This is a genomic window from Enterococcus sp. AZ088 (assembly GCF_051714845.1).
GTDB classification, from domain to species: Bacteria; Bacillota; Bacilli; order Lactobacillales; family Enterococcaceae; genus Enterococcus; species Enterococcus faecalis.
Map to the genome: position 1 here is coordinate 1,704,770 of NZ_JBIOSQ010000001.1, position 22,820 is coordinate 1,727,589.

The following is a 22,820-nucleotide window of genomic DNA, read 5'->3' on the forward strand; positions in this document are numbered from 1 at the left end:
AGCCCATTTTTTATGTTATTTAATCACAGGAACCTGATTCTATCATTGCAGAATAGGCTTTCATTCAGTATACTGTAAATAGAGGAACAAGAAACGAATTGGATAATTAGGCACTGAAAGAACGCACCACCGTTCTGAATGTTTCGAAACACACAACAGGTTATCGAAATGGCCATTGGAGAAAAATTCCTTTTTCTCCGAGGTTAGCGATTGTGACATGTTGCAATCGTTTTTTGTCCTTAAAATGTTGAGAAAAAGAAAAAAGGCACTTTGCATGTCAGCACCACCTGACAAACAAAGCCCTTCATAGACAGCACAACCTATCTATTCCAGCTGCCTTTTTTGCTAGTTACACTAGCTAATTTTAGTGTACCCGATTTTCAGTGAAATTACTAGCATCTTTAAAATTTTTACTGAAACGATCAGCCTGTGCAATGAACTAGTTTTCTTCAGCGGCGGCAACCGCTGAGAAGCTTTTTCTCAAATTTTAAGTGAATAATGTATCATAAACTTTTTTGGCATATCCATCCGTCATATTACATACAAAGTCCACCGCCATTTTCAAACGATAATAGTCTTTTTCTGCTTCTGTAGCGTTCTTTGCTTCTCTTCTATACAACGCTTTCGCGCTTTCCGAAATATTATTAAAGATTCGCTCCTCATACTTATTCATGGAAACTTTTTCGTATTTTAGTACGACTGGAACAAATTCATCTAGTAAACGATTGATGATATTGAAGCCCAATACCTCTTGATCCAAAATTGTTTTTGTTTGAAAAACATAGGCTCTAGAAAAGTTTTTTAATGCCTGAAAGCATTTCACTTCATCACAATCTTCAATGATAATTTCATTATGATAGATACCTCTCATAATTAAGTCATAATGATTAGCAAAATTTTTCGCTACGCTTTGACAAACAGCTCTTTGTGTCTTTCTCAAAAATTCTTGTAAGGTAGCTTCTTCTGTTTTATCTTTTTCTAACATTAAAAATTTTTTTGTTCCTGTTTGCCCATCAACAAACTGCTTTAAATCTTGATAGCTGTATAAACCATAATTATAGGCATCTTCGATATCTGAAAAAGTATAGGCGATATCATCTGAGGCTTCTAGCAAAAAGACTAATGGGTGTCGCTTATTTTGTGTTCCTGTCGCAAATTTAATGGCGTTAAACACTTGTTTTTCCGAGTAAAAATAGCCAACTTTTTTAGACAAAAGCTGTTGCTTATTTAATTGATCTGAAGATGCCGTATATTTGATAACTGTATCTAATGTCGTGGCAGTTAGTTTCATTCCTGCTTTAGAAGTCCCATTATCATGATGCAGTTTTGTTAAAAGTCGGATGGTTTGAGCGTTGCCTTCAAAGTTAAGAAAATCATTTTGTTGTTGCTCCGAAAAATCAGACCAACAAGCATACAAAGGACCATTTTTTTCAAACCAAATACGAATGGCTTCTTCCCCAAAATGTCCAAAGGGGGGATTACCAATATCATGAATTAAAGCAGCTGTTTCTAACAACCGATAGCATTCTGATAATTCCATAACCTCAATGTTTCGTTCGTTCAACTGTGAAATAACTAATCTAAGTATATCCCTGCTATGCATTGCCACTTCTAAGCTATGCGTTAAACGCGTTCTTACAAAATCATTACGTTCTAAAGGAAAAACTTGTGTTTTGTCTTGTAAACGTCTAAATGCATCACTTTTAATTACTCTACGATAGTCACTATCAAAAGATTTACGAAGTTCTGTGGCTAAATCAACTTGCTTATTTAACCAGTCATTTTGATATTGTTTACCATTATCAGAAATACGATATGTACCAACCAACTGACGCCAATTCATTTTCATTTATTACCTCCTCCAATTACTCTACCTTCTCTAAATAAGAGACGTAAATATTTTTACATTTACCAATATCACTGAATTCCCGATTGTTATACGCCTTATCCTTTTTCAATTTAAACCGCACTTTTTCGCCTTCTTGAAAAGTTCCCCACGTAAGAAAAAAGAATAGCCAATGGCTTTCATCCTCTGATAGCGTGTCTAAACCTAAACTTTTAGGCTCAATTAAGCTAGGTAATTTAAAACAGTCATACACCCCTTTTGCTGTGCCATACACAGGACGATGAGTGCTAAGAGTCGTTTCAAAATATCCCTTTTCATCAGGTTTTAAATAACTTGCTTGTCGAATCAGTTGTGTCAGTTTATTTTGGAATGGCTGAATATTTTTCTCAACGTTTAGTTCAAAATCTGGCTCAGCTTGTACATCTGTGTCATGAGATAACTTTTTTAATAAGCAGTTGATTTCATTAGTACTTGTCTTATCATTAAACGCAATCGCCAAACGCTCACTGCTAATAACACCTTTCATATCTTTCATAGAAAAATTATTTAACGCAATTGGATAGTGTTTATCTGATAGCATCCAAGAAGCACCCATTTCGTTTAAACATGGAATACTCTGATAATAATGATCAGATAAAAAATACAGCATGACAGGTTGATTGGTTAGCTCCCTTTTAATCGTGTCAAAAATTAATTCTCCTGGCTGTACACCTGTTTCAATAGCGGAACTATAAAAAATATCCTGTGTTCGAAACCCAAACTTTTTCAACAATTGGATAAACGCATCCACATATTCTTGATCCTTTGAACTATGACTAATAAAAATCTTTTTCCCGTTGCTCACTACTCAACATCCTCCAAGTTAAATTTGTATTTTCATTTTTTTGTGAAATTCTATACTATTTCTTTAAGCGTACAGCGTTATCTGAAACCAGTCAATACTAAAATTATAAAATAACAATTATTTTGTTTTATTAAATTTTTATATAATGTTGTTTTGTTAATGTTTTGTTATTTTTAAACAAGTGATTATAGAGCGATGTACGGTTGAAGTTATTTCTAATCTATTTTTTTCAATATTTTTATAAATATAAAAAAACACGCCTTTCTTTGCAGAAAGGCGTGTTTTTACGTCCGAGTATAAGGAGAATTGGTTCATTAACCAATTGTCCCTTTAAGCGTTATTCATTAAATGAATTATTTGTTTTTTAAGTTGTAGAAAGATTTTAAGCCTTTGTATTCAGCTACATCGCCTAATTGATCTTCAATACGTAATAATTGGTTGTATTTAGCAATACGGTCAGTACGGCTTAATGAACCAGTTTTGATTTGGCCAGCGTTTGTTGCAACAGCGATATCAGAGATTGTTGAATCTTCTGTTTCACCAGAACGGTGAGATACAACTGCAGTGTAGCCAGCTTCTTTAGCCATTTCGATTGCTTCGAATGTTTCAGTTAAAGTACCGATTTGGTTAACTTTGATTAGGATTGAGTTAGCGATACCTTTTTCGATACCTTCAGCTAATTTAGTTGTGTTTGTTACGAATAAATCGTCACCAACTAATTGAACTTTGTCGCCTAATACTTCAGTTAATTTTTTGAATCCGTCCCAGTCGTTTTCGTCTAAGCCGTCTTCGATTGAAATGATTGGGTATTTAGAAACTAATTCTTCGTAGAACGCGATCATTTCTTCAGTTGTTTTTTCGCCTTCGCCTGAGTCAGCTAAAACGTAAACGCCTTTTTCTTTGTCGTAGAATTCTGAAGAAGCAGCATCCATAGCAAGAACAACGTCTTTACCAGGAACATAGCCAGCTTTTTCGATAGCTTCGATGATTACTTCGAAACCTTCTTCGTTTGAACCTAAGTTAGGAGCGAAACCACCTTCGTCACCTACTGAAGTAGCTAAGCCGCGACCTTTTAAGATTGAAGCTAATGCGTGGAATACTTCTGCACCCATACGTAAAGCTTCTTTGAATGTAGGCGCACCTACAGGCATGATCATGAATTCTTGGAAGTCAATACTGTTGTCAGCATGTGATCCACCGTTGATGATGTTCATCATTGGAGTTGGTAATACTTTTGTATTGAATCCGCCTAAGTAATGATATAAAGGCACTTCTAGGTAATCAGCAGCAGCACGAGCTACGGCGATAGACACACCAAGAATAGCGTTAGCACCTAATTTACCTTTGTTAGGAGTTCCATCTAAATCGATCATTGCTTTATCGATAGCCATTTGATCGCGTACATCGTAACCGATGATTGCTTCAGCAATGATGTTGTTTACGTTATCTACAGCTTTAGTAACACCTTTACCTAAGTAACGAGCTTTGTCGCCATCACGTAATTCAACTGCTTCGTATTCACCAGTTGAAGCTCCTGAAGGAACCATTCCACGGCCGAAAGCTCCGCTTTCAGTGTAAACTTCTACTTCGATTGTTGGGTTACCGCGTGAGTCTAAGACTTCGCGTGCGTAAATATCAGTAATAATTGACATGTTTTGTCTCTCCTTTGAGTTTGTATTTATACTAAGGGGATTCCCTCATGTATGATTGTAGTTAATTCTCGCAAACTATGCAAACATTTTTTTGCAAAAGTCATTGAGAAAACGTTACCGTTAGTGATTTCTTATTTTACAGCATCTAATAAAGCTAGGAATGAATCTGCTTCTAAGCTTGCGCCGCCGACTAAAGCACCGTCAACGTTTTCTTTTGCCATATATTCAGCGATGTTTTCTGGTTTAACAGAACCACCGTATTGAATACGAACAGCTTCAGAAACTTCTTTGCCGTATAATTTTTCAACTGTTGAACGAACAACACCACAGATTTCATCTGCAATATTAGCATCTGCAGATTTACCAGTTCCGATTGCCCAGATTGGTTCGTAAGCGATAACCATTGAAGCAACTTGTTCGTTTGATAAACCAACTAAGCCGTTAGTGATTTGACCTTCGATCCATTCCGCTGTTTTACCAGCTTCATACGTTTCTAAAGTTTCACCACAACAGAAGATTGGTGTCATACCATTTGCAAAGATTGCTTTGGCTTTTTTATTGATATCTTCATCTGTTTCGTGGAAATATTCGCGACGTTCAGAGTGTCCGATAATCACATAGTTCACACCTAAATCTGCAATTGCAGCTGGTGAGTTTTCACCAGTGAAGGCACCAGCGTTTTCCCAGTAGCAGTTTTGTGCAGCTAATTTCACTTCAGAATCTTTTAGGTTCCAAGCTAAAGGAGCTAAGAATAATGCTGGAGATCCAATCACAGCGTCAACAACGTCGTTTGATGGAACAGCATTTTTTACTGCTTCTGCAAAGCTTTGTGCTTCGCTTAAAGTTTTGTTCATTTTCCAGTTACCAGCGATAATTGGTTTGCGCATGAAAAGCACATCCTTTTCTTTTTTTAAAAATATTGTCTTTTAAACTGATTATTTATCGTTAATAGAAGCTAAACCTGGTAAAGTTTTGCCTTCTAATAATTCTAAACTTGCTCCGCCACCTGTTGAGATGTGAGAGAATTTGTTTTCGTAGCCTAATTGAATTGCTGCAGCAGCAGAGTCCCCGCCACCGATGATTGTTGTTGCGTCTTCTAAATTAGCAATCGCTTCACAAACACCAATTGTTCCTTTGGCAAAGTTACTCATTTCAAATACGCCCATTGGTCCATTCCAAACAACTGTTTTCGCACCTTGTAATTCGTTAGCGAATAATTCAATTGTTTTTTCACCAATATCCAAGCCTTCTTCATCATCTGGGATTTCAGTTGAAGGAACCGTGTGGAAAGGAGCGTCATTGCTGAACTCTTTAGAGACAACTGTATCAACCGGTAAAACTAATTTGTCGCCAGCTTTTTCCATTAAGCTTTTCGCTAAGTCCACTTTATCTTCTTCAAGTAAAGATAAACCAACACTATAGCCTTGTGCTTTCATGAATGTGTAAGCCATACCGCCACCGATTAAAATTTTATCGGCTTTTTCAATTAGGTTTTCAATGACAGCGATTTTGTCAGAAACTTTAGCGCCACCCAAGATTGCTACGAATGGACGTTTTGGATTTTCAACAGCTTCGCCGATGAATTTAATTTCTTTTTCCATTAAGAAACCAGCAACTGTTGGGATACCAGTTGAAGCAATTCCAACGTTTGAGGCATGTGCACGGTGTGCAGTACCAAAAGCATCATTGACAAATACATCGCCTAAAGAAGCCCAGTATTTACCCAATTCAGCGTCATTGCCGCTTTCTTTTTTGCCGTCAACATCTTCAAAACGAGTGTTTTCAAATACTAAAACGTCGCCATCTTTCATATTGTTAACAGCGTCTTCTAATTCTTTACCACGTGTTTCTGGAACAAAAGTAACTGGTTGACCTAGTAATTCGCTTAAACGTTCAGCCACTGGTTTTAATGATTTGCCAGCTTTGTCTTCTTCTGTTTTTACACGACCTAAATGAGAGAAAAGAATTGCTTTTCCACCATTTTCAATCACGTATTTGATTGTTGGTAAAGCCGCTACGATACGATTATCGTTTGTGATCACGCCATCTTTTAACGGAACGTTAAAGTCAACACGGACAAGGACTTTTTTGTCTTTTAAATCTACATCTTTAATTGTCTTTTTAGCCATGAGTAGACCTCCTGTATTGTCAATTTTAGGATTTTTCTTTTTTAAAAAAAGAAAGCGGAGAAGCGCGTTGCTTCCCCGCTTATTATTTCACAATTGTTCAAATTTCACTAATGATAAGAATGAATCTTATAAGTTAGCGAAGTATTCTAAAGTACGAACTAATTGAGCAGTGTATGACATTTCGTTGTCATACCAAGCAACAGTTTTAACTAATTGTTTGTCGCCAACTGTCATAACTTTTGTTTGAGTTGCATCGAATAATGAACCGTAAGTCATACCTACGATATCAGAAGAAACGATTTCGTCTGTGTTATAACCATAAGATTCGTTAGCAGCTTTTTCCATTACTGCATTTACTTCATCAACAGTAACTTCTTTGTCTAATACAGTAACTAATTCAGTTAATGAACCAGTAGCTACAGGAACACGTTGAGCAGCGCCATCTAATTTACCGTTCAATTCTGGGATTACTAAGCCGATTGCTTTAGCAGCACCAGTTGAGTTAGGTACGATGTTTGCAGCAGCAGCGCGCGCACGACGGAAGTCGCCTTTAGGATGTGGTCCGTCTAATGTCATTTGGTCACCTGTGTAAGCGTGGATAGTTGTCATTAAACCTTCAACAACACCAAAGTTGTCATGTAAAGCTTTAGCCATTGGAGCTAAGCAGTTTGTAGTACAAGAAGCGCCTGAAATTACAGTTTCTTCTCCAGTTAATGTTTCATGGTTTGTGTTGTAAACGATTGTTGGTACATCGTTACCACCAGGAGCTGAAATAACTACACGTTTTGCACCAGCAGTTAAATGTTTTTCAGCAGCTTCTTTAGAAGTAAAGAAACCAGTACATTCTAAAACGATGTCTACGCCTAATTCGCCCCATGGTAATTCTTCAGGGTTACGGTTAGCTAAAACTTTGATTTCTTTGCCGTTAACGTTGAATGAACCTTCGTGAACTTCAACTGTACCGTTGAAACGGCCTTGAGTTGTGTCATATTTTAACAAGTGTGCTAACATTTTAGCATCTGTTAAGTCGTTGATTGCAACTACTTCGATTCCTTCTACATCTTGGATACGACGGAAAGCTAAGCGTCCGATACGTCCAAATCCATTAATACCTACTTTAACTGTCATTAAAGATTTCCTCCTTATGAAAATCAAAAATTTTTTATTTTAAAGGGTTACCCCTTTTAAAATCTCGTTTGCAGCAGCTTCATCTGTGATGAGCCACGTTTGTTTTGGTGCATTTTTCATATATGCGCGAATGGCTTTGGCTTTCGTTTTGCCGCCCGCAATTGCGACGACATAGGGAATTTCTTGTAAGTTTTTTAATTGAAGACCAATTCGTGGAATTTTATAGACCACTTTTCCTTCTTCATCAAAGAAATAACCGAACGATTCTGCCACGGCATTTTTTTGTTTGAGCATAACCATTTCGTCATCAGACATTTTTCGGCGTGCCGCCATGTGCAACGCTCGACCAATACTGTGCACCACACAGTTGGCATGACTAATTAACGTAAGAACTTCTTGAATCGAGGGTTCTTGTAATAAACTATTATACGTTTCACGACTCAATTGTTCTGGGACATATAACGCCCGGTAGTTACCACCCGTTTTGTTGGCCATTACAGCACTAATTGAATTGGCTTGGACAGAAACTGCTTCACCAATCCCTCCTCTGGCTGGAACAAACAAATTATGACGTTTTTCAGTTTCTAGTGATCCCATATTTTCGGCCACCATGGCCATTGTTGTCCCACCCATAACCGCAATTGTATTCTCACCATTTGGTAAGAGTAAATTCAGCGTATTGGTTAAGACATCTCCAAAGTCCGAAAGAACTTTCTTTTGGATATCACTATCTCCTGCAACAACGATACAACGTTGAATGCCAAAGTACTGTGTCATTTCTTTTTCGATTTGGTGCATGCCAAGCAATTGATTCATGACTAATTCTAAACCTTGGTAGACTTCCAAACCGCGTTCTGTTAATGTCATCCCGCTTTTTGAAGGTTCAATCAGGTTGAGTTGCTTTAAAACATCTGTTTCTGTACGCAAGACTCGCTCTGTAATTCCCATCGTTTCTGATAAACTTCTACGTCCAATAGGTTGCATCCAATAAATATTGCGAAGAATTTGGAATCTTTCTTGTAATACATCGAGCATATCTGGAGCAACTGCTTCAATCATTTTAAATTCTTTTAACATGATGCGCTCCTTTTGTGGGTCGAAATATGTCCAAGTAAGACTGAAAACGACCTATGAACTTTAAAAAAATAGAATTGATGTTCGTTTTTCCTACTATTTATTCATAACAGTATTAAAAGTACTTATCAATTACACACTTAGTGTACCAGTTTTTTTGGGTCTTTTCAATAAAAATGATTCTTTTTTCATCGTTTTCTTTCAAATCCAAACAAAGCATTCGTTTGTGGGAAACAATAGCGACTTATTTCCGAATAATTAGATCCAATTAAATCAAAAGCAAAGGAATTCACGAACGTCTTTCAATTAACTTCTTGTTTAAATGGGAATTTCAGGTCCTCACACAAAGCATTTTTTTACTTATTTTTCAAAAAAAGCAACGAAAGAATAGACACAGCCATTCTCTCGTTGCTTCATATCCTTTTATTTGTAATCTTCTTCGTAAAAACGTCCTAAAATTTTAACATTATCTGAGATGCTGACAAAGGCATTCGGATCACTTTCTTTCATGGCTGCTTCTAAACTTGGCAACTCAAAGCGTGTCACAATAGTTAGCAAAACAGTTTGGCGATCGTGGCGATACGCCCCTTCCGCTTCATGAATAATTGTAATACCGCGGCGCATTTTCTTTTGAATCTCATCCACGACTCGATCTGGGTTTTTAGTGACAATCATAACTTGCATTTTCTTTTGCTTAGTATAAACGGCATCTGTGACCTTCCCACTTACAAAAATTGATAACGCACTGTAGAACATGTACTGCCAGCCAAATAAATAACCTGCAACGAAGACAATTAGTGCGTTAAAATAAATTGAAATCGAGCCAACGGAACGCCCCGTTTTTTTCCGAATGGTAATGCTTAGAATATCTAAGCCCCCAGAAGAAACCCCGTTTTTTAAGACAAAACCAATTCCTGATCCAGAAATCGCCCCACCAAAAATAGCACAGATAATTGGATCTTGAGTCATCACCGTTTGCGGAACAATATGCATAAATAATGAAGTTAAAGTCACGGTAATGAAAGTAAAAATTGTAAACTTCTTACCTATTTTCTTCCACGCAATAAAGAATAACGGCACATTTAACAGATACAATGTAATGGAGACAGGCACATTAAAACCGACAATTTTTGTTGAGAGGGTTGTTAAAATTTGTGCCAAGCCTGTTAAGCCACTGGAATAAATATTTCCTGGTTGATAGAAAAAGTTCATGGCAATTGATGCAAGAATAGCATAGACAATCGACACAGAAAATTTTGTTGTATAGTCATGAACTGGCAGTCCGTCATAAATTTTTTTCATAAATAATAGCCTCGTTTCAGGTTTTCAATAAATTACATTTCTTTTCATATTATACGTGGTTTACCGAGAGAAAAAAAGAGATTCCTATAATAATTACGGAAGATTCATCAAATGTTTATAGAAATGAAAAAAGAACGAAATCTTAACGATTTCGTTCTTGGGTTGTTTCATAATGGGCTCTTGGTCCACCAATATATTTAGGACGAGAATATAATGCTGTAACATGAGCCGCACCTAACGTTCGAATGCTCAAGCGAAGAGGAACTTGCACATGTTTTACATGCATACCGATAGATGTATCGCCAATGTCAATCCCTGCTTGAGCAACAATATGCTCCACTTCCACAGGTTCATCAAATTTTTCAAAGGCAGCCACTGAACAAGAACCGCCAGCATGTAATTGTGGTACTACCGAGACAATTTCAAAGCCTTTTTCTTCAGCCACACGACGTTCCATCGCTAAAGCGCGATTAATATGTTCGCATCCTTGGACAGCCAAAGAGATGCCTTTTTTATCTAATTGTTCAATTAAGGTTGAGACAATCCATTGTCCTACTTCGGCACTGGAATTTTTACCAATGACGCCACCTACTACCTCGCTGGTGGTACAACCTAAAACAAATAGGTCCCCTTTTTTTAAATTCCCTGCTGTAATGACTTCTTCTGTAATTGTCACTAACTGTTCTTTTAACATTTTTTCATCGATAGTCATTTGTTCATCCTTCTTTCTTCTAAACGACCATTTTTTGGTAACACACGTTTTAATGTTTGACTAAGAGGCAATGCTACAATCACCCCAAATAAGGATTGAATGATATTCCCTGGTAAAGAGGCAATCCCCGCACCCACGCCGTAAAGCCAGCTAGTCGCTAAAGCATACCCGCTAATCATAAGGAGACTGGCTAAAAGTAATCCTAGCGTTTGCATCTTTTTACTTTTATTAAAGAAGTGACCTGCTAACCAACCTTGTCCGCCATGAATCAATAACGAAAAAACGAACCATTGTGGATAGCCTGACAATAAATCAATTAAACCACCGCTTAAAGCTCCGACTGTCAAGCCACCAATCGGACCAAAAAGTAAACTAGCAATGTAAATCCCTGCATCCGCCAATGTAACAAAGCCATTTGTTGCTGGGACGGGGATAATAAAGACCATTGACACAGCCACTGTTAAAGCGGTAATTACTGCATATAGACTAATTTTTCTTGTCATTATCCGCCACACCTCCTGCTAGTAATCCTTCATGCCACATACTTCCAAAAGCTGCATTTAGCTGGACCCCAGAAACAATGGCTTCATGAACGTATGTTTTTGCTAAATCAACAGCTTCAATTAACGGATATCCTTTAACTAAATTCGCACCAATTGCAGAGGCAAAGGAACAACCAGCGCCATCAATGGTGTGGGCCATTACTTTTTCTTTGACCAATTGAATATGTTGTTGTCCATCATAAAAAAAGTCACGTGCTTCTTGGCCAAGCCAACGATTACCACCTTTAATCACCACCGTTGCCGCTCCTAAAGAGTTTAACTCTTCCGCCGCTTGTTGGACTTCTTCGACGGTTGTTAATTTTCTACCAATGAGTAATTCTGCTTCTTTCAAATTAGGCGTTATAATCGTTGCGAATGGAAAAAGTTTTTCAATCAATAACTGCATGTATCTTTTTTCATAAACTGAAGTCGTTTCTTTAAAAGCCAAGACAGGATCCAACACCACCGGCAGACCTGCGTGCTTTTTCAAAAAGGTTGCAATTTGTAGCATACTTTCTTCACTGTGAATCAAGCCAATCTTGATGCCGTCTAAACTCCCAGTAGGTATGGAAGCGAGTTGCTCTTTCACCAAAGAAGTCTCAAGGTCATGAATCTGAAAATGATTCTTGGGGGCTGTAGCAAGGCAAGTTAAAGTTGATAAGCCAAAGACTTGATGATTTTCAAACGTTTTTAAATCTGTTTGAATCCCGCCACCTGAAAAAGGATCGGAACCGCCAATTGTTAAAATTATTTTTGTCATTTGTTTCGCTCCTTTATACACTCAGTTATCATACAAAGTTTTCTAAAAAGAAAAAACAGCCAATTGGCAGATTTTTAGCTCAGCCACTTTTTAAGTCTTTCGTTATCTTTTTCCTTTCCAAAAAAAGAGTGACCTCATCCGTCAATGAAGTCACTCTTTCTTTGGATTTAACACTTATTCGTCAATGGCTGTTACATCAATGTTTAATTCAAACAATTGTAATGGAGAAACTAAACTTGGTGCGTTGTTCATTGGGTCAATTGCTTTCCCGTTTTTAGGGAAGGCAATCACTTCACGAATATTTTCTTCCCCAGCCAATAGCATTGCTAAGCGGTCTAGCCCTAAAGCAATCCCTCCATGTGGCGGGAAGCCGTAATCTAATGCGTCTAGCAAGAAACCAAATTGGTCTTGTGCTTCTTCTTTTGTAAAACCTAACGTTTCAAACATTTTTTCTTGTAATTCTCGTGTATGGATCCGTAATGAGCCACCGCCTAATTCGTAGCCGTTTAAGACAACATCGTAAGCTTCAGCATACACAGAGGCTGGGTCTGTTGCTAAGCGGGCCACATCCTCTGCTTTTGGTTGTGTAAATGGATGATGAGCAGAAACATAGCGACCAGCTTCTTCATCATATTCAAACAACGGCCAATCCACAATCCACAAGAAATTGAATTTCGATTCATCAATTAAACCTAATTCTTTACCTAAACGTGTACGTACCGCACCTAAAGCAGCGGCTACGATTTCAGGTTTATCGGCACCAAACATTAAAATATCACCGACTTCTGCATTGGTAGCAGCAATTAATTCATCACTAACTTCTGTTAAGAATTTAGCAATCGGTCCTTTTAAGCCATCTTCTTCAACTTTTAACCAAGCTAAGCCTTTTGCACCAAATTGACTCACATACTTACCTAAGTTATCCATATCTTTACGAGAATACTTATCTGCGGCGCCTTTTGCATTCAAAGCCTTCACATGTCCACCATTTTCCAACGCTGCTTGGAAAACTTTGAAGTCTACGTCTTTCACTACATCTGCAACATCAATTAATTCCATAGCAAAACGAGTGTCGGGTTTATCGCTACCATAGCGTGCCATCGCTTCGTCATAGCTCATTCGTGGAAACGGAACAGAAATCTCAATTCCTTTTGTCTCTTTCATCACTTCAGCCAACATATTTTCTGTATATGTTTGAATTTCTTCTGGTGTTAAAAAGGTCGTTTCGATATCGATTTGTGTAAATTCTGGTTGACGGTCGCCTCGTAAATCTTCATCACGGAAACAACGAACGATTTGGTAATAGCGATCGAAGCCTGCCCCCATTAATAATTGTTTAAAGAGTTGTGGTGATTGTGGTAAAGCATAAAAATGACCGGCATGGACACGAGAAGGAACCAAATAATCGCGAGCGCCTTCTGGTGTTGATTTGCCTAAATAAGGAGTTTCAATGTCTAAAAAGTCATGATTATCTAAATAGTGCCGGATTGTTTTCGTTACTTGGTGACGTAATTTAATGTTGTTTGTCATTGATGGACGACGTAAATCTAAATAACGATATTTCATGCGCAATTCGTCATTAACGTTATTGTCATCTTCAATGGTAAATGGCGTTGTTTTCGCAGTATTTAAAATCGTAATGTCAGTCGCCATCACTTCAAACTCGCCAGTTTTCATTTTTGGATTAATCGCTTCTTTATCACGATAAACGACTTGACCTTTAACTTCGATGACGTATTCACTACGACATTTATCAGCAATTTCCCATGCTTCTTTTGACTTTTCTGGGTTAAAGACCACTTGGACGATTCCTTCACGGTCACGTAAATCAATAAAGATAACGCCTCCTAAGTCACGACGTTTTTGAACCCATCCTTTTAATACAACTTCTTTTTCAATAAATTCGGCAGATACATTGCCGCAATAGGTTGTGCGTTTTGCCATTTCTCAATCTCTCCTTTTTATTCTTCAATCATTTTTGTCATCATTTCGTCATACACTTCATCAAATGAATCATGAATAGCACTTAACGGGAAGGCTTTTTCTTCGCGTGTTGCCATTGATTTTACGTTGACAATGCCTTCATTCAATTCATTTTCACCGATTGTTAAAACTAATTTTGCTTGTAATTTATCGGCCGTTTTAAATTGCGCTTTTGGTTTGCGATTCATGTAATCACGATCAGCTGAGAAACCAAAGTTACGAATGCTTTGAACAAGTTGCAAAGCTGCGACGTTGGTTTCTGAACCAATCCCAACCACATATGCGTCTAATTCAGATAACGCTGGAATCACAACTTTTTCAGCTTCCATTGTTAGCAACACTCGTTCAATGCCCATACCAAAACCAAAACCTGGTGTATCTGGGCCGCCTAATTCTTCAACTAAACCATTGTATCGGCCCCCTGCACAAATAGTTGATTGCGCACCCATTTTAGGCGCTTCACTCATAATTTCAAAAATTGTGTGTGTGTAATAATCCAGGCCGCGAACCATATTACTATCAATTTCATAAGGAATTTCTAGTAAATCTAACATATCAGTTACTGCTTCAAAATGTGCTTTAGATGGTTCATTTAAATAATCTAAAATGGAGGGCGCTTCTGCGACAATCACCTTATCTTTTTTATCTTTGCTGTCTAACACCCGCAATGGATTTTCGTGTAAGCGACGTTGTGAATCCTCGCTTAATTCTGCCATATGGGGCTCTAAATAATCAATTAATGCTTGACGGTACGTAGCACGTGTTTCTTTATCCCCTAAGGAATTAATGACTAATTTGATTTGTTGGATGCCTAATTGTTTGAAGAAGTCCAAAGCCATAGCCATAATTTCAACATCCAATGCTGGGTTTTCACTACCAAATGCTTCCACACCAATTTGATGGAATTGACGCAAACGACCAGCTTGTGGGCGTTCATAGCGGAACATCGGCCCCATGTAATAGGTTTTATACGGTTTCGTATATTCCGGACCATATAATTTATTTTCAACGAAGGCCCGAACAATTGGCGCTGTCCCCTCAGGACGTAGCGTCACGTGACGATCTCCTTTATCATAAAAATCATACATTTCTTTTGAAACAATATCTGTAGTATCGCCAACACTGCGAGATATTACTTCATAATGTTCAAAAATCGGGGTTCTGATTTCTTGGTATTGATAATCTTTAAAAATCAAACGAGCTGTTTCTTCCACAAATTGCCATTTTTCAGAAGTTCCTGGCAAAATATCGTTTGTTCCTTTTGGTTTTTGATAACTCATTGTCTTTCTCTCCTTCTATCATTCCACAAAAATGTGTGCGCCATTTTCTTTTTTCTAAAAATGAAAAAGGCCCTTGTATGTTGAACATACAAGGGCGTAAAAGTCTCTTTTACACGGTACCACCTAGTTTTGAAAGATTTTACTCTTTCCTCAACGATTAACGCTCGTAACGGGACGGCTTTTCTTCCGTCCATCTCCAGAATGTCTTTCACTTTCACTGTTGAAGTTGCTCTCAGCCACGGCAACTCTCTCTTCGCAGACAGATGAAACTTACTCGTTCCTTCGTAGATTTTTAATATTATCTATAAACTACTAAAGTTCTCTTAGAAAGTCAAGAGGTTCCGACAGGAAAATCAATTATTTTTCTCGTGTATCGATCACAATGGTCACTGGACCATCATTGGTCAACGACACTTGCATATCCGCGCCAAATTCTCCTGTGGCTACCGCTATTCCTTCTGCTTCTAATTGTTGATTAAATAATTCATACAAAGGAATCGCCACATCTGGACGAGCCGCTTCAATAAAACTGGGACGATTGCCTTTTTTAGTTTTTGCATAGAGGGTAAATTGAGAGATACTCAAAATTGATCCTTCAATCTCTTGAATACTGCGATTCATTTTTCCTTCGTCATCTTCAAAAACACGTAATTTACTGATTTTGCCAACAACATAAGCCACATCTTCTGGCGTGTCTTCTTGATGAATGCCCACCAGCACCATGAAGCCTTGTTTGATTTGTCCCACTATCTGCTCTTCTATCGCAACTTGTGCTTGACTGACTCTTTGAATAACTACTTTCATCTTTTTTGCCTCACTTTTAACACTTACCCATTGGTTCGACGAACACTATAAACATCTGGTACACTTTTAATTTTGTCAACGATGGTTTTTAAATGAGAAAGGTTTTGAATTTTCACAGTGACATGAATCTGGGCCATCTTATCTTTGGATGGACGAGCTTCAACGCCGACTAAATTTTTTGTCATCGAACTAATGACTTGTAAAACATCACTCAGTAAGCCACTACGATCATAGCCGTAAATCTCCAAATCGGCAGCGTATTCTTTGCGACTGTGCTCGGTATCTTCCCACTCAACTTCAATTAGACGTTGTGCTAATTCTTCTTGATGTTGTACGTTAGGACAGTCCGCACGATGAATTGAAACGCCCCGTCCTTTGGTAATGTAACCAACGATTTCATCACCAGGCACTGGATTACAACAGCGGCTTAAACGAATCAATAGGTTGTCCACCCCTTGAATCACGATGCCGCCTTCATGACGAACTTTCATTTTTTCTGATTCTTTTTTAGCTGGCTGATTTAACAACTCTTCTGCTTCTTGGCGTTGACGTTCCAACTCTTGTTCGCGGCGTTCTTTTTCTGTTAAACGATTGCACACTACTTGCGCACTTACTTCGCCATAACCTACTGCCGCAAATAAATCATCTTCCGTTTGAAATTTAAATTTATCTAGCACTTCCGCCATTTTATTCTTCGTTAAAAATTCTTTCGGTGTAAAGCCGATTTCTGTCATGTATTTAATGACAGCATCATGCCCTTTAATAATGTTATCTTCACGGTCTTGTTCTTTAAAGAAACGTTTGATTTTATTTTTGGCTTTACTTGTTTTAACCATTTTCAGCCAGTCGCGACTAGGTCCGAAAGAATTCGGTGATGTTAGGACTTCAATAATATCCCCATTTTTTAGGACATAGTCTAACTGTACCATTTTGCCGTTGACCTTCGCACCGGTTGTTTTATTCCCAATTTCAGTATGAATGCTGTAGGCAAAATCTAGTGGTCCGGAGCCTTTTGGCAGTTCGGTTACATCTCCACTTGGCGTAAAGACATAGACTTTGTCGCTAAAAATGTCTTCTTTCACACCTTGCATAAATTCAGAAGCATCGTAGCTTTCATCTTGTAATTCAATAATTTCATGGAACCAATCGACTTGCTTCGTCAGTTCATCTGTTTCAATTTTTTCCGCTTTGCCTTCTTTATAGGCCCAGTGAGCCGCCACCCCAAATTCGGCGATTTGGTGCATCTCATGGGTCCGAATTTGGACCTCTACTGGATTCCCTTTTGGCCCAATAACTGTCGTATGGATAGATTGATACATATTCGCTTTTGGCATAGCAATATAATCTTTAAAACGACCTGGCATTGGTGTCCAACGCGTATGAATCGCCCCTAACACGGCATAGCAATCTTTAATGGAATCGACAATAACACGAATGGCTAATAAGTCATAGATTTCATTAAATTGTTTCTTTTGGTCCTTCATTTTACGATAGATTGAATAAATATGCTTTGGTCGACCATATATTTCTGCGTAAATTTCTAAATCTTCCGTAGCTAAACGAATATCTTCGACTGCTTCTGCCACATAAGCTTCACGTTCATCGCGTTTGCTTTGCATCAAATTAACAATTCGATAGTATTGGTTGGGGTTAATATAACGTAAGGCCGTATCTTCTAATTCCCATTTAATTCGACTAATCCCTAAGCGATGTGCTAAAGGCGCATAAATTTCTAAAGTTTCTTGTGCAATCCGTCGTTGCTTATCTTCACGTAAATGTTTTAATGTGCGCATATTGTGCAAACGATCGGCTAGTTTCACCATAATAACCCGTAAATCTTGCGCCATTGCCAATAACATTTTCCGATGATTTTCAGCTAATTGTTCTTCATGAGATTTATATTTAATTTTTCCTAGTTTCGTCACGCCATCGACTAACATTGCGATGTCTTCGCCAAATTCTTCTTTTAAATCGTCCAGTGTTACGTCCGTATCTTCGACAACATCATGTAAAAATCCTGTTGCTACAGTATGGGGATCCATATGTAATTCAGCCAGAATGCCTGCCACTTGAATCGGATGGATGATGTAAGGTTCACCTGATTGTCGGACTTGACCTTCGTGTGCTTTTTCAGCATAAGTTAATGCTTTTTGAACCAACTCAACATGTTCTGGTCCCATATAGGTACTTACAATTTTGATGACCGCTGGGCCTGTCAGTATTTCTTCTTTTGGCATGGTATTCACTCCTCTATGAAGGTGACCTTTGGATAAAGAACACTTCGTTCACGTTTTATCTATTTTAATAAAAAAGAAAAGTACCACTTGAAACAGTAGCACTTTCAACAACTCTATTATACTAAATTTCCCTTAAATTTCAATCACTGTCGCTTTTTTACTCTCTGTTTATTCAAAGAGAATGCCTACAAGAATTTTACAGGCGGGCTTTCGTTTAATTTAAAAGTTCCATTTGGTAGCTAACCGCACTTAAAAGATACAACGGTGCTGTTTCTGCTCGTAAAATTCTCGGACCCAACCCGCAAAGTTTCGCCCCAGCCTGCAGAAATTGTTCAATTTCTTGCGGTGCAAAGCCACCTTCAGGTCCAAAGAGCACACACAAACGTGCGCCTGGCTGGCAAGTGGATAATACTTGTGCTAATTGACTTTTTTCTCCTTGTTTTGCTGATTCTTCATACGCAACCAAGACTGTGTCATATGAGTCAAATTGCGCAATGATTTCTTGTGTTTTTTCCACCAAAGAAACACTTGGTGTCTGCTGCCGATGCGATTGCTCCGCCGCTTCTGTGGCAATTTTTTGTAATCTTTTTTCTTTGGCTACTCTTTTTTTGTGGTCCCATTTGACAACGGAAGTTTTCGCAGGAAAGCCGATAAACTGATTGCCACCTAGCTCCGTGCCTTTTTGAACAATCCATTCTAACTTGTCCCCTTTTGGTAACCCACACGCAATCGTCACTTCAATTGGCAATTCTTTGTCCATTTCTTCTTTACTAATTTCTTTAAAGTAAACAGACGTTGGATCAATTTCCACAATCTCAGCTAAAATGGCAGTTTTATTTTGAAATACTAAATAACAACGATCATTCGGCGTCATTCGCATAACTCGCACAATATGATGATAGTTTTCATCTGCGACTTTATACAAATCTTTTTCTTGATAATCTTCTTTCATGAAATACCGTTGCATTTTACTCTTCCTCTGGTTTCTTCAAGATAATCGCATACCAATCGCCTTGATTAAAGAGTTGGTCCACCACAAACCCGACTTTCGTTAGTGCTTCTAAAACCATTGCTTTTTTATCTTCAATAATTCCAGAAATAATGAAGGTACCGTCTTGTTTTAGCAAACGCCAAGCATCTTCAATCATTAACACAATAATATCTGCCAAAATATTTGCGACGATTACATCAGCAGAATGGTCAATCCCTTTTAGTAAATCATTGGCTGACACATGAACATCGGCCGCAATGGGATTTAAATCCATATTTTCTTTTGCCGCTGCAACTGCTACTTCATCTAAATCATATGCGTAGACGTCTTTAGCCCCTAAATAGCGACTTGCAATACTCAAAACACCAGAACCCGTCCCTACATCTAGAACTGTTTCGCCACCACGTAAAACAGTTTCTAAAGCTTGCAAGGTTAAACGAGTCGTTGGATGCGTGCCTGTACCGAAAGCCATGCCCGGATCCAATGTGATAATTTTTTCTGCTTCATCTTGTGCATGATAGGCTTCCCAACTTGGCACAATCGTTAAGAATCGTGTGACACGGACAGGATGATAATATTTTTTCCAAGCAGTTGCCCAGTCGCTTTCTGCTACTTCACTAATTGTCATTTCGTTTTTACCAATGGATAAGCCGTACTCAGGCAAGCGTAAAATATTTTCTTTCATAAATGGTAAAATTTCTGGTAAGAAGGTTGTTTCAGGAAAATAAGCCATCACAATCGCCCCTTCTTTAATGTGGGTGAATTGCTCTTTATCTAAAATTTCCCCATACAGATCACTTTCAAAATTTTCAATGTCCAACGCATCTTCAATGGCCACGCCACTTGCGCCAGCTTCCATCATAATGTTTGAAATTGCTTCAACTGCTTCGCTAGCCGTTTCTACTTTTACTTCTGTCCACTTCATGTTCTCACCTCTAAATTAATAACTTGGATACGCAATCCATTGTTCTTTTTCTGTTTCTGCCACTTTTTTAATCATCGCTTCAAAATCTGCTGGCTCCCAATGCAATTCAAAAACTTCCGCTGTTTCATCTGATAAAAAGTCTAACAAATCACTTTGCCCTTCATCTAAAACCACTTTTAAATAGTGAATGAATCCGTCTAAAACTGCTTTGCGTAGCCCTTTTTTTCCTTCATAAGGAATTGTGACTAAATACTCTTCATCATCAACGACTGACTTTTGCGGATTGTAAAATAACAAGCCATCTTCAAATTCAATAAATGCTTCTTCTGAAAGCGTACCATCAACATCATCAATTGCCACTTGCTCATTGTTTTCTGCATATAAACGAACAATGACTTCGATGGTATGGTTTTTGCGATCCCAATCAAGGCCTACTTCGTAATCTGCTAAGTGTTTTTCAAGTTGTTCCTCTAAGTATGTGAGCATTGTTGCTTTTTTCATTTTCTTCATCCTTCCAGCCAAAATCTATTTGGTCTACTGCTGTTCTTTTTTGTTTAGAAATATATGGATTGCCAGCCACGACGTATCTTAAAGGCAACTCTGTCCAACGACCTTTATTGGGAATTCCAATTCGTGGTAGTGCCTCAATTTTTTTCGGAAATTTTCGTTTTTCTGGCACGAGCCGTAACGAACTAGAAAAAATCGACTGCCCATATAATTGCTTATCAATTCCTAAGGCTGCAACTAATTTACCTGGTCCATTGGTCAATTCCACGCCTTGACGTCCTTGGCGATTTTCAATCATTTTGTCGACACCTTCAACAGGTTCAATCGCGCGGATCATCACCCCTTGTGGTTTGCCTTGTTCTTGTGTCACCATATTTAAAATTAAATGCGTGTGCATAGTATATAAATAAATCGTGCCTGGTTTGTCATACATGGCTTGTAAGCGTGGCGTTTTTCTCAAGCCAAAGCTATGGGCCGCCTCATCATCAGGACCTAAATAAGCTTCTGCATCCACAATGTACCCACCTAAAACGCCTGTTGCTGTTTCGTGCTCTAAGTACATCCCTAACAAGTATTGTGCCACTTCTTCAGTTGTTTTTGTGTTAAAGATATTTATCGTTTCTTTCATTTCTTTCACCACTCCCTATCATACACGAAACCTTCCGCTATATCCATCTAAAACCCAAAAAACCACCAAAAAGCGAATGTACGTTCTTTATGTTATAATAAGATGATTATGAAAAAGGAGGTCCTTTTATGCAACAACCTTTAGCCTATCGAATGCGACCTCGTCACTTAGACGAAGTAGTTGGTCAACAACATTTAGTCGGCCCTGGTAAAATTATTCGTCGGATGGTCGAAGCCAAAATGCTTTCATCGATGATTCTTTATGGGCCGCCTGGTACTGGTAAAACCAGTATTGCCAGCGCAATCGCTGGTTCAACAAATTATGCCTTTCGCATGTTGAACGCGGCCACAGACACCAAAAAAGATTTACAAATCGTTGCTGAAGAAGCCAAAATGAGTGGCACAGTGATTTTACTGCTTGATGAAATTCACCGATTAGATAAAACAAAACAAGATTTTTTGCTCCCTCATTTAGAAAACGGACGAATTATTATGATTGGAGCAACTACCGAAAATCCATATATTACAATTAACCCTGCGATTCGTAGTCGCACGCAAATTTTTGAAGTAAAGCCCTTAACAGAAACAGACATTCAGCAAGCGATTCAAGAAGCCTTAACCGATAGCACACGTGGCTTAGGCGATTATCCCGTCCACTTAGAAGAAAAAGCATTACAACATTTGACACGCGCAACGAACGGTGACTTACGTAGTGCGCTAAATGGACTAGAATTAGCTGTTAAATCAACACCCAAAAATGAACAAGGCGAAATTAAGATTACTTTACCGATTATTGAAGAGTGCGTGCAACGAAAAGCCTTAACCCATGATAAAGATGGCGATGCCCATTATGATGTAATTTCCGCTTTCCAAAAGTCGATTCGAGGAAGCGATGTAGATGCTGCACTTCATTATTTAGGTCGCTTAGTTGAAGCAGGTGATTTACCGATTATTTGTCGTCGTTTAATGGTCATTGCTTACGAGGATATCGGTCTTGGGAATCCTGCGGCCGCCGCTCGGACAGTCACCGCTGTTCAAGCCGCCGAAAAGCTAGGGTTTCCAGAAGCTAGAATTCCTCTAGCCAGTGTCGTCATTGATTTATGTTTATCGCCAAAATCAAATTCTGCAGTCACAGCGATTGATGCTGCTTTGGCAGATATTCGACAAGGCTCTGTGGGAGATGTTCCTGATCATTTGCGTGATGCCCACTATGCTGGAGCCAAAGAATTAAACCGTGGCATTGGTTATCAATACCCACATAATTTTGAAAACGGTTGGGTCAATCAGCAATACTTACCTGACAAATTAAAAGAGGCACGTTATTACGAACCGATTGATATTGGTAAATATGAACAAGCCTTACATCAGCAACTCAAGCGTATCCAAGAATGGAAACAGAAAAAATAACAAAATAATACGCTTTCAAAAAAAGAAACAATCTCGTTGCCGATTTTGAGAGAGTATGCTATTATAAAGA

22 protein-coding genes are annotated in these 22,820 nt (G+C 38.3%); 1 reads left to right on the forward strand and 21 read right to left on the reverse strand.

Annotated features, from left to right (window positions below; genetic code table 11):
- Positions 1 to 60 precede the first annotated feature (60 nt).
- From IGL17_RS08360 to IGL17_RS08460, 21 genes are all read right to left on the reverse strand, one after another.
- The gene (locus IGL17_RS08360) at positions 61 to 276 is read right to left on the reverse strand and encodes a hypothetical protein (protein ID WP_002357102.1); all 216 of its coding nucleotides are present in this window, start codon (positions 274 to 276) and stop codon (positions 61 to 63) included.
- Between the two features lie 211 nt (positions 277 to 487).
- Positions 488 to 1,849 carry a deoxyguanosinetriphosphate triphosphohydrolase gene (locus IGL17_RS08365; protein ID WP_002371997.1) on the reverse strand — a complete coding sequence of 454 codons (1,362 nt, stop codon included), beginning with the start codon at positions 1,847 to 1,849 and terminating at the stop codon, positions 488 to 490.
- Positions 1,850 to 1,865: 16 nt separating this feature from the next.
- A complete protein-coding gene (locus IGL17_RS08370) occupies positions 1,866 to 2,690 on the reverse strand; it encodes a toll/interleukin-1 receptor domain-containing protein (protein ID WP_002400675.1) in 825 nt (274 codons plus the stop codon).
- Positions 2,691 to 3,043: 353 nt separating this feature from the next.
- Positions 3,044 to 4,342 (reverse strand): phosphopyruvate hydratase, encoded by a 1,299-nt coding sequence (gene eno, locus IGL17_RS08375; protein ID WP_002357098.1) that lies wholly within the window; start codon positions 4,340 to 4,342, stop codon positions 3,044 to 3,046.
- A 131-nt stretch (positions 4,343 to 4,473) separates the two neighbouring features.
- A complete protein-coding gene (tpiA, locus tag IGL17_RS08380) occupies positions 4,474 to 5,229 on the reverse strand; it encodes a triose-phosphate isomerase (RefSeq protein ID WP_002362045.1) in 756 nt (251 codons plus the stop codon).
- Positions 5,230 to 5,277: 48 nt separating this feature from the next.
- Positions 5,278 to 6,471, reverse strand: coding sequence for a phosphoglycerate kinase (locus tag IGL17_RS08385; RefSeq protein ID WP_002357094.1), 1,194 nt, complete (start codon positions 6,469 to 6,471; stop codon positions 5,278 to 5,280).
- A gap of 126 nt (positions 6,472 to 6,597) precedes the next feature.
- Positions 6,598 to 7,599 carry a type I glyceraldehyde-3-phosphate dehydrogenase gene (gap, locus tag IGL17_RS08390; protein ID WP_002357093.1) on the reverse strand — a complete coding sequence of 334 codons (1,002 nt, stop codon included), beginning with the start codon at positions 7,597 to 7,599 and terminating at the stop codon, positions 6,598 to 6,600.
- Between the two features lie 39 nt (positions 7,600 to 7,638).
- Entirely contained in the window at positions 7,639 to 8,676 is a 1,038-nt protein-coding gene (locus tag IGL17_RS08395; RefSeq protein WP_002357092.1) for a sugar-binding transcriptional regulator, read from the reverse strand.
- A 420-nt stretch (positions 8,677 to 9,096) separates the two neighbouring features.
- Positions 9,097 to 9,975 (reverse strand): YitT family protein, encoded by an 879-nt coding sequence (locus IGL17_RS08400; RefSeq protein ID WP_002357090.1) that lies wholly within the window; start codon positions 9,973 to 9,975, stop codon positions 9,097 to 9,099.
- Between the two features lie 142 nt (positions 9,976 to 10,117).
- Positions 10,118 to 10,687 (reverse strand): TIGR01440 family protein, encoded by a 570-nt coding sequence (locus IGL17_RS08405; protein WP_002364165.1) that lies wholly within the window; start codon positions 10,685 to 10,687, stop codon positions 10,118 to 10,120.
- A complete protein-coding gene (locus IGL17_RS08410; protein WP_002395212.1) occupies positions 10,684 to 11,190 on the reverse strand; it encodes an ECF transporter S component in 507 nt (168 codons plus the stop codon). The genes IGL17_RS08405 and IGL17_RS08410 overlap by 4 nt, the downstream gene beginning before the upstream one ends.
- Positions 11,174 to 12,010 carry a bifunctional hydroxymethylpyrimidine kinase/phosphomethylpyrimidine kinase gene (locus tag IGL17_RS08415; RefSeq protein ID WP_016618450.1) on the reverse strand — a complete coding sequence of 279 codons (837 nt, stop codon included), beginning with the start codon at positions 12,008 to 12,010 and terminating at the stop codon, positions 11,174 to 11,176. The genes IGL17_RS08410 and IGL17_RS08415 overlap by 17 nt, the downstream gene beginning before the upstream one ends.
- 153 nt (positions 12,011 to 12,163) lie before the next feature.
- On the reverse strand, positions 12,164 to 13,933 hold the full coding sequence (aspS, locus tag IGL17_RS08420) for an aspartate--tRNA ligase (protein WP_002360034.1): 1,770 nt from the start codon (positions 13,931 to 13,933) through the stop codon (positions 12,164 to 12,166).
- 17 nt (positions 13,934 to 13,950) lie between these two features.
- Positions 13,951 to 15,252, reverse strand: a complete 1,302-nt coding sequence (gene hisS / locus IGL17_RS08425) for a histidine--tRNA ligase (protein WP_016618449.1) — start codon at positions 15,250 to 15,252, stop codon at positions 13,951 to 13,953.
- Entirely contained in the window at positions 15,249 to 15,470 is a 222-nt protein-coding gene (locus tag IGL17_RS08430; protein ID WP_002383130.1) for a hypothetical protein, read from the reverse strand. The genes hisS and IGL17_RS08430 overlap by 4 nt, the downstream gene beginning before the upstream one ends.
- A 139-nt stretch (positions 15,471 to 15,609) precedes the next feature.
- Positions 15,610 to 16,056, reverse strand: a complete 447-nt coding sequence (gene dtd, locus IGL17_RS08435; RefSeq protein WP_002357080.1) for a D-aminoacyl-tRNA deacylase — start codon at positions 16,054 to 16,056, stop codon at positions 15,610 to 15,612.
- Between the two features lie 23 nt (positions 16,057 to 16,079).
- Positions 16,080 to 18,293: a RelA/SpoT family protein gene (locus tag IGL17_RS08440; RefSeq protein ID WP_002357079.1), complete on the reverse strand. Its 2,214-nt coding sequence runs from the start codon at positions 18,291 to 18,293 to the stop codon at positions 16,080 to 16,082.
- 214 nt (positions 18,294 to 18,507) lie between these two features.
- Positions 18,508 to 19,260: a 16S rRNA (uracil(1498)-N(3))-methyltransferase gene (locus IGL17_RS08445; RefSeq protein ID WP_025193375.1), complete on the reverse strand. Its 753-nt coding sequence runs from the start codon at positions 19,258 to 19,260 to the stop codon at positions 18,508 to 18,510.
- A gap of 1 nt (position 19,261) precedes the next feature.
- Positions 19,262 to 20,209, reverse strand: a complete 948-nt coding sequence (prmA, locus tag IGL17_RS08450) for a 50S ribosomal protein L11 methyltransferase (RefSeq protein WP_002357075.1) — start codon at positions 20,207 to 20,209, stop codon at positions 19,262 to 19,264.
- A 15-nt stretch (positions 20,210 to 20,224) separates the two neighbouring features.
- A complete protein-coding gene (locus IGL17_RS08455; RefSeq protein WP_033624275.1) occupies positions 20,225 to 20,710 on the reverse strand; it encodes a DUF3013 family protein in 486 nt (161 codons plus the stop codon).
- Positions 20,667 to 21,344: a DNA-3-methyladenine glycosylase gene (locus tag IGL17_RS08460; RefSeq protein WP_002364174.1), complete on the reverse strand. Its 678-nt coding sequence runs from the start codon at positions 21,342 to 21,344 to the stop codon at positions 20,667 to 20,669. Before IGL17_RS08460 ends, IGL17_RS08455 begins: the two co-directional genes overlap by 44 nt.
- 128 nt (positions 21,345 to 21,472) lie before the next feature.
- Between IGL17_RS08460 and IGL17_RS08465 the strand changes: the two genes are divergently transcribed.
- Entirely contained in the window at positions 21,473 to 22,750 is a 1,278-nt protein-coding gene (locus IGL17_RS08465) for a replication-associated recombination protein A (protein ID WP_002360030.1), read from the forward strand.
- Positions 22,751 to 22,820: the final 70 nt, after the last annotated feature.

Coding starts and splice junctions, on each gene's coding strand:
- IGL17_RS08405 (WP_002364165.1), bottom strand. CDS start 10,687: ATGACTATCGATGAAAAAATGTTAAAAGAACAGTTAGTGACAATTACA.
- IGL17_RS08460 (WP_002364174.1), bottom strand. CDS start 21,344: ATGAAAGAAACGATAAATATCTTTAACACAAAAACAACTGAAGAAGTG.
- gap (WP_002357093.1), bottom strand. CDS start 7,599: ATGACAGTTAAAGTAGGTATTAATGGATTTGGACGTATCGGACGCTTA.
- IGL17_RS08410 (WP_002395212.1), bottom strand. CDS start 11,190: ATGACAAGAAAAATTAGTCTATATGCAGTAATTACCGCTTTAACAGTG.
- IGL17_RS08400 (WP_002357090.1), bottom strand. CDS start 9,975: ATGAAAAAAATTTATGACGGACTGCCAGTTCATGACTATACAACAAAA.
- IGL17_RS08445 (WP_025193375.1), bottom strand. CDS start 19,260: ATGCAACGGTATTTCATGAAAGAAGATTATCAAGAAAAAGATTTGTAT.
- dtd (WP_002357080.1), bottom strand. CDS start 16,056: ATGAAAGTAGTTATTCAAAGAGTCAGTCAAGCACAAGTTGCGATAGAA.
- IGL17_RS08385 (WP_002357094.1), bottom strand. CDS start 6,471: ATGGCTAAAAAGACAATTAAAGATGTAGATTTAAAAGACAAAAAAGTC.
- aspS (WP_002360034.1), bottom strand. CDS start 13,933: ATGGCAAAACGCACAACCTATTGCGGCAATGTATCTGCCGAATTTATT.
- IGL17_RS08465 (WP_002360030.1), top strand. CDS start 21,473: ATGCAACAACCTTTAGCCTATCGAATGCGACCTCGTCACTTAGACGAA.
- prmA (WP_002357075.1), bottom strand. CDS start 20,209: ATGAAGTGGACAGAAGTAAAAGTAGAAACGGCTAGCGAAGCAGTTGAA.
- IGL17_RS08440 (WP_002357079.1), bottom strand. CDS start 18,293: ATGCCAAAAGAAGAAATACTGACAGGCCCAGCGGTCATCAAAATTGTA.
- tpiA (WP_002362045.1), bottom strand. CDS start 5,229: ATGCGCAAACCAATTATCGCTGGTAACTGGAAAATGAACAAAACTTTA.
- IGL17_RS08395 (WP_002357092.1), bottom strand. CDS start 8,676: ATGTTAAAAGAATTTAAAATGATTGAAGCAGTTGCTCCAGATATGCTC.
- eno (WP_002357098.1), bottom strand. CDS start 4,342: ATGTCAATTATTACTGATATTTACGCACGCGAAGTCTTAGACTCACGC.
- hisS (WP_016618449.1), bottom strand. CDS start 15,252: ATGAGTTATCAAAAACCAAAAGGAACAAACGATATTTTGCCAGGAACT.
- IGL17_RS08365 (WP_002371997.1), bottom strand. CDS start 1,849: ATGAAAATGAATTGGCGTCAGTTGGTTGGTACATATCGTATTTCTGAT.
- IGL17_RS08455 (WP_033624275.1), bottom strand. CDS start 20,710: ATGAAAAAAGCAACAATGCTCACATACTTAGAGGAACAACTTGAAAAA.
- IGL17_RS08360 (WP_002357102.1), bottom strand. CDS start 276: ATGCAAAGTGCCTTTTTTCTTTTTCTCAACATTTTAAGGACAAAAAAC.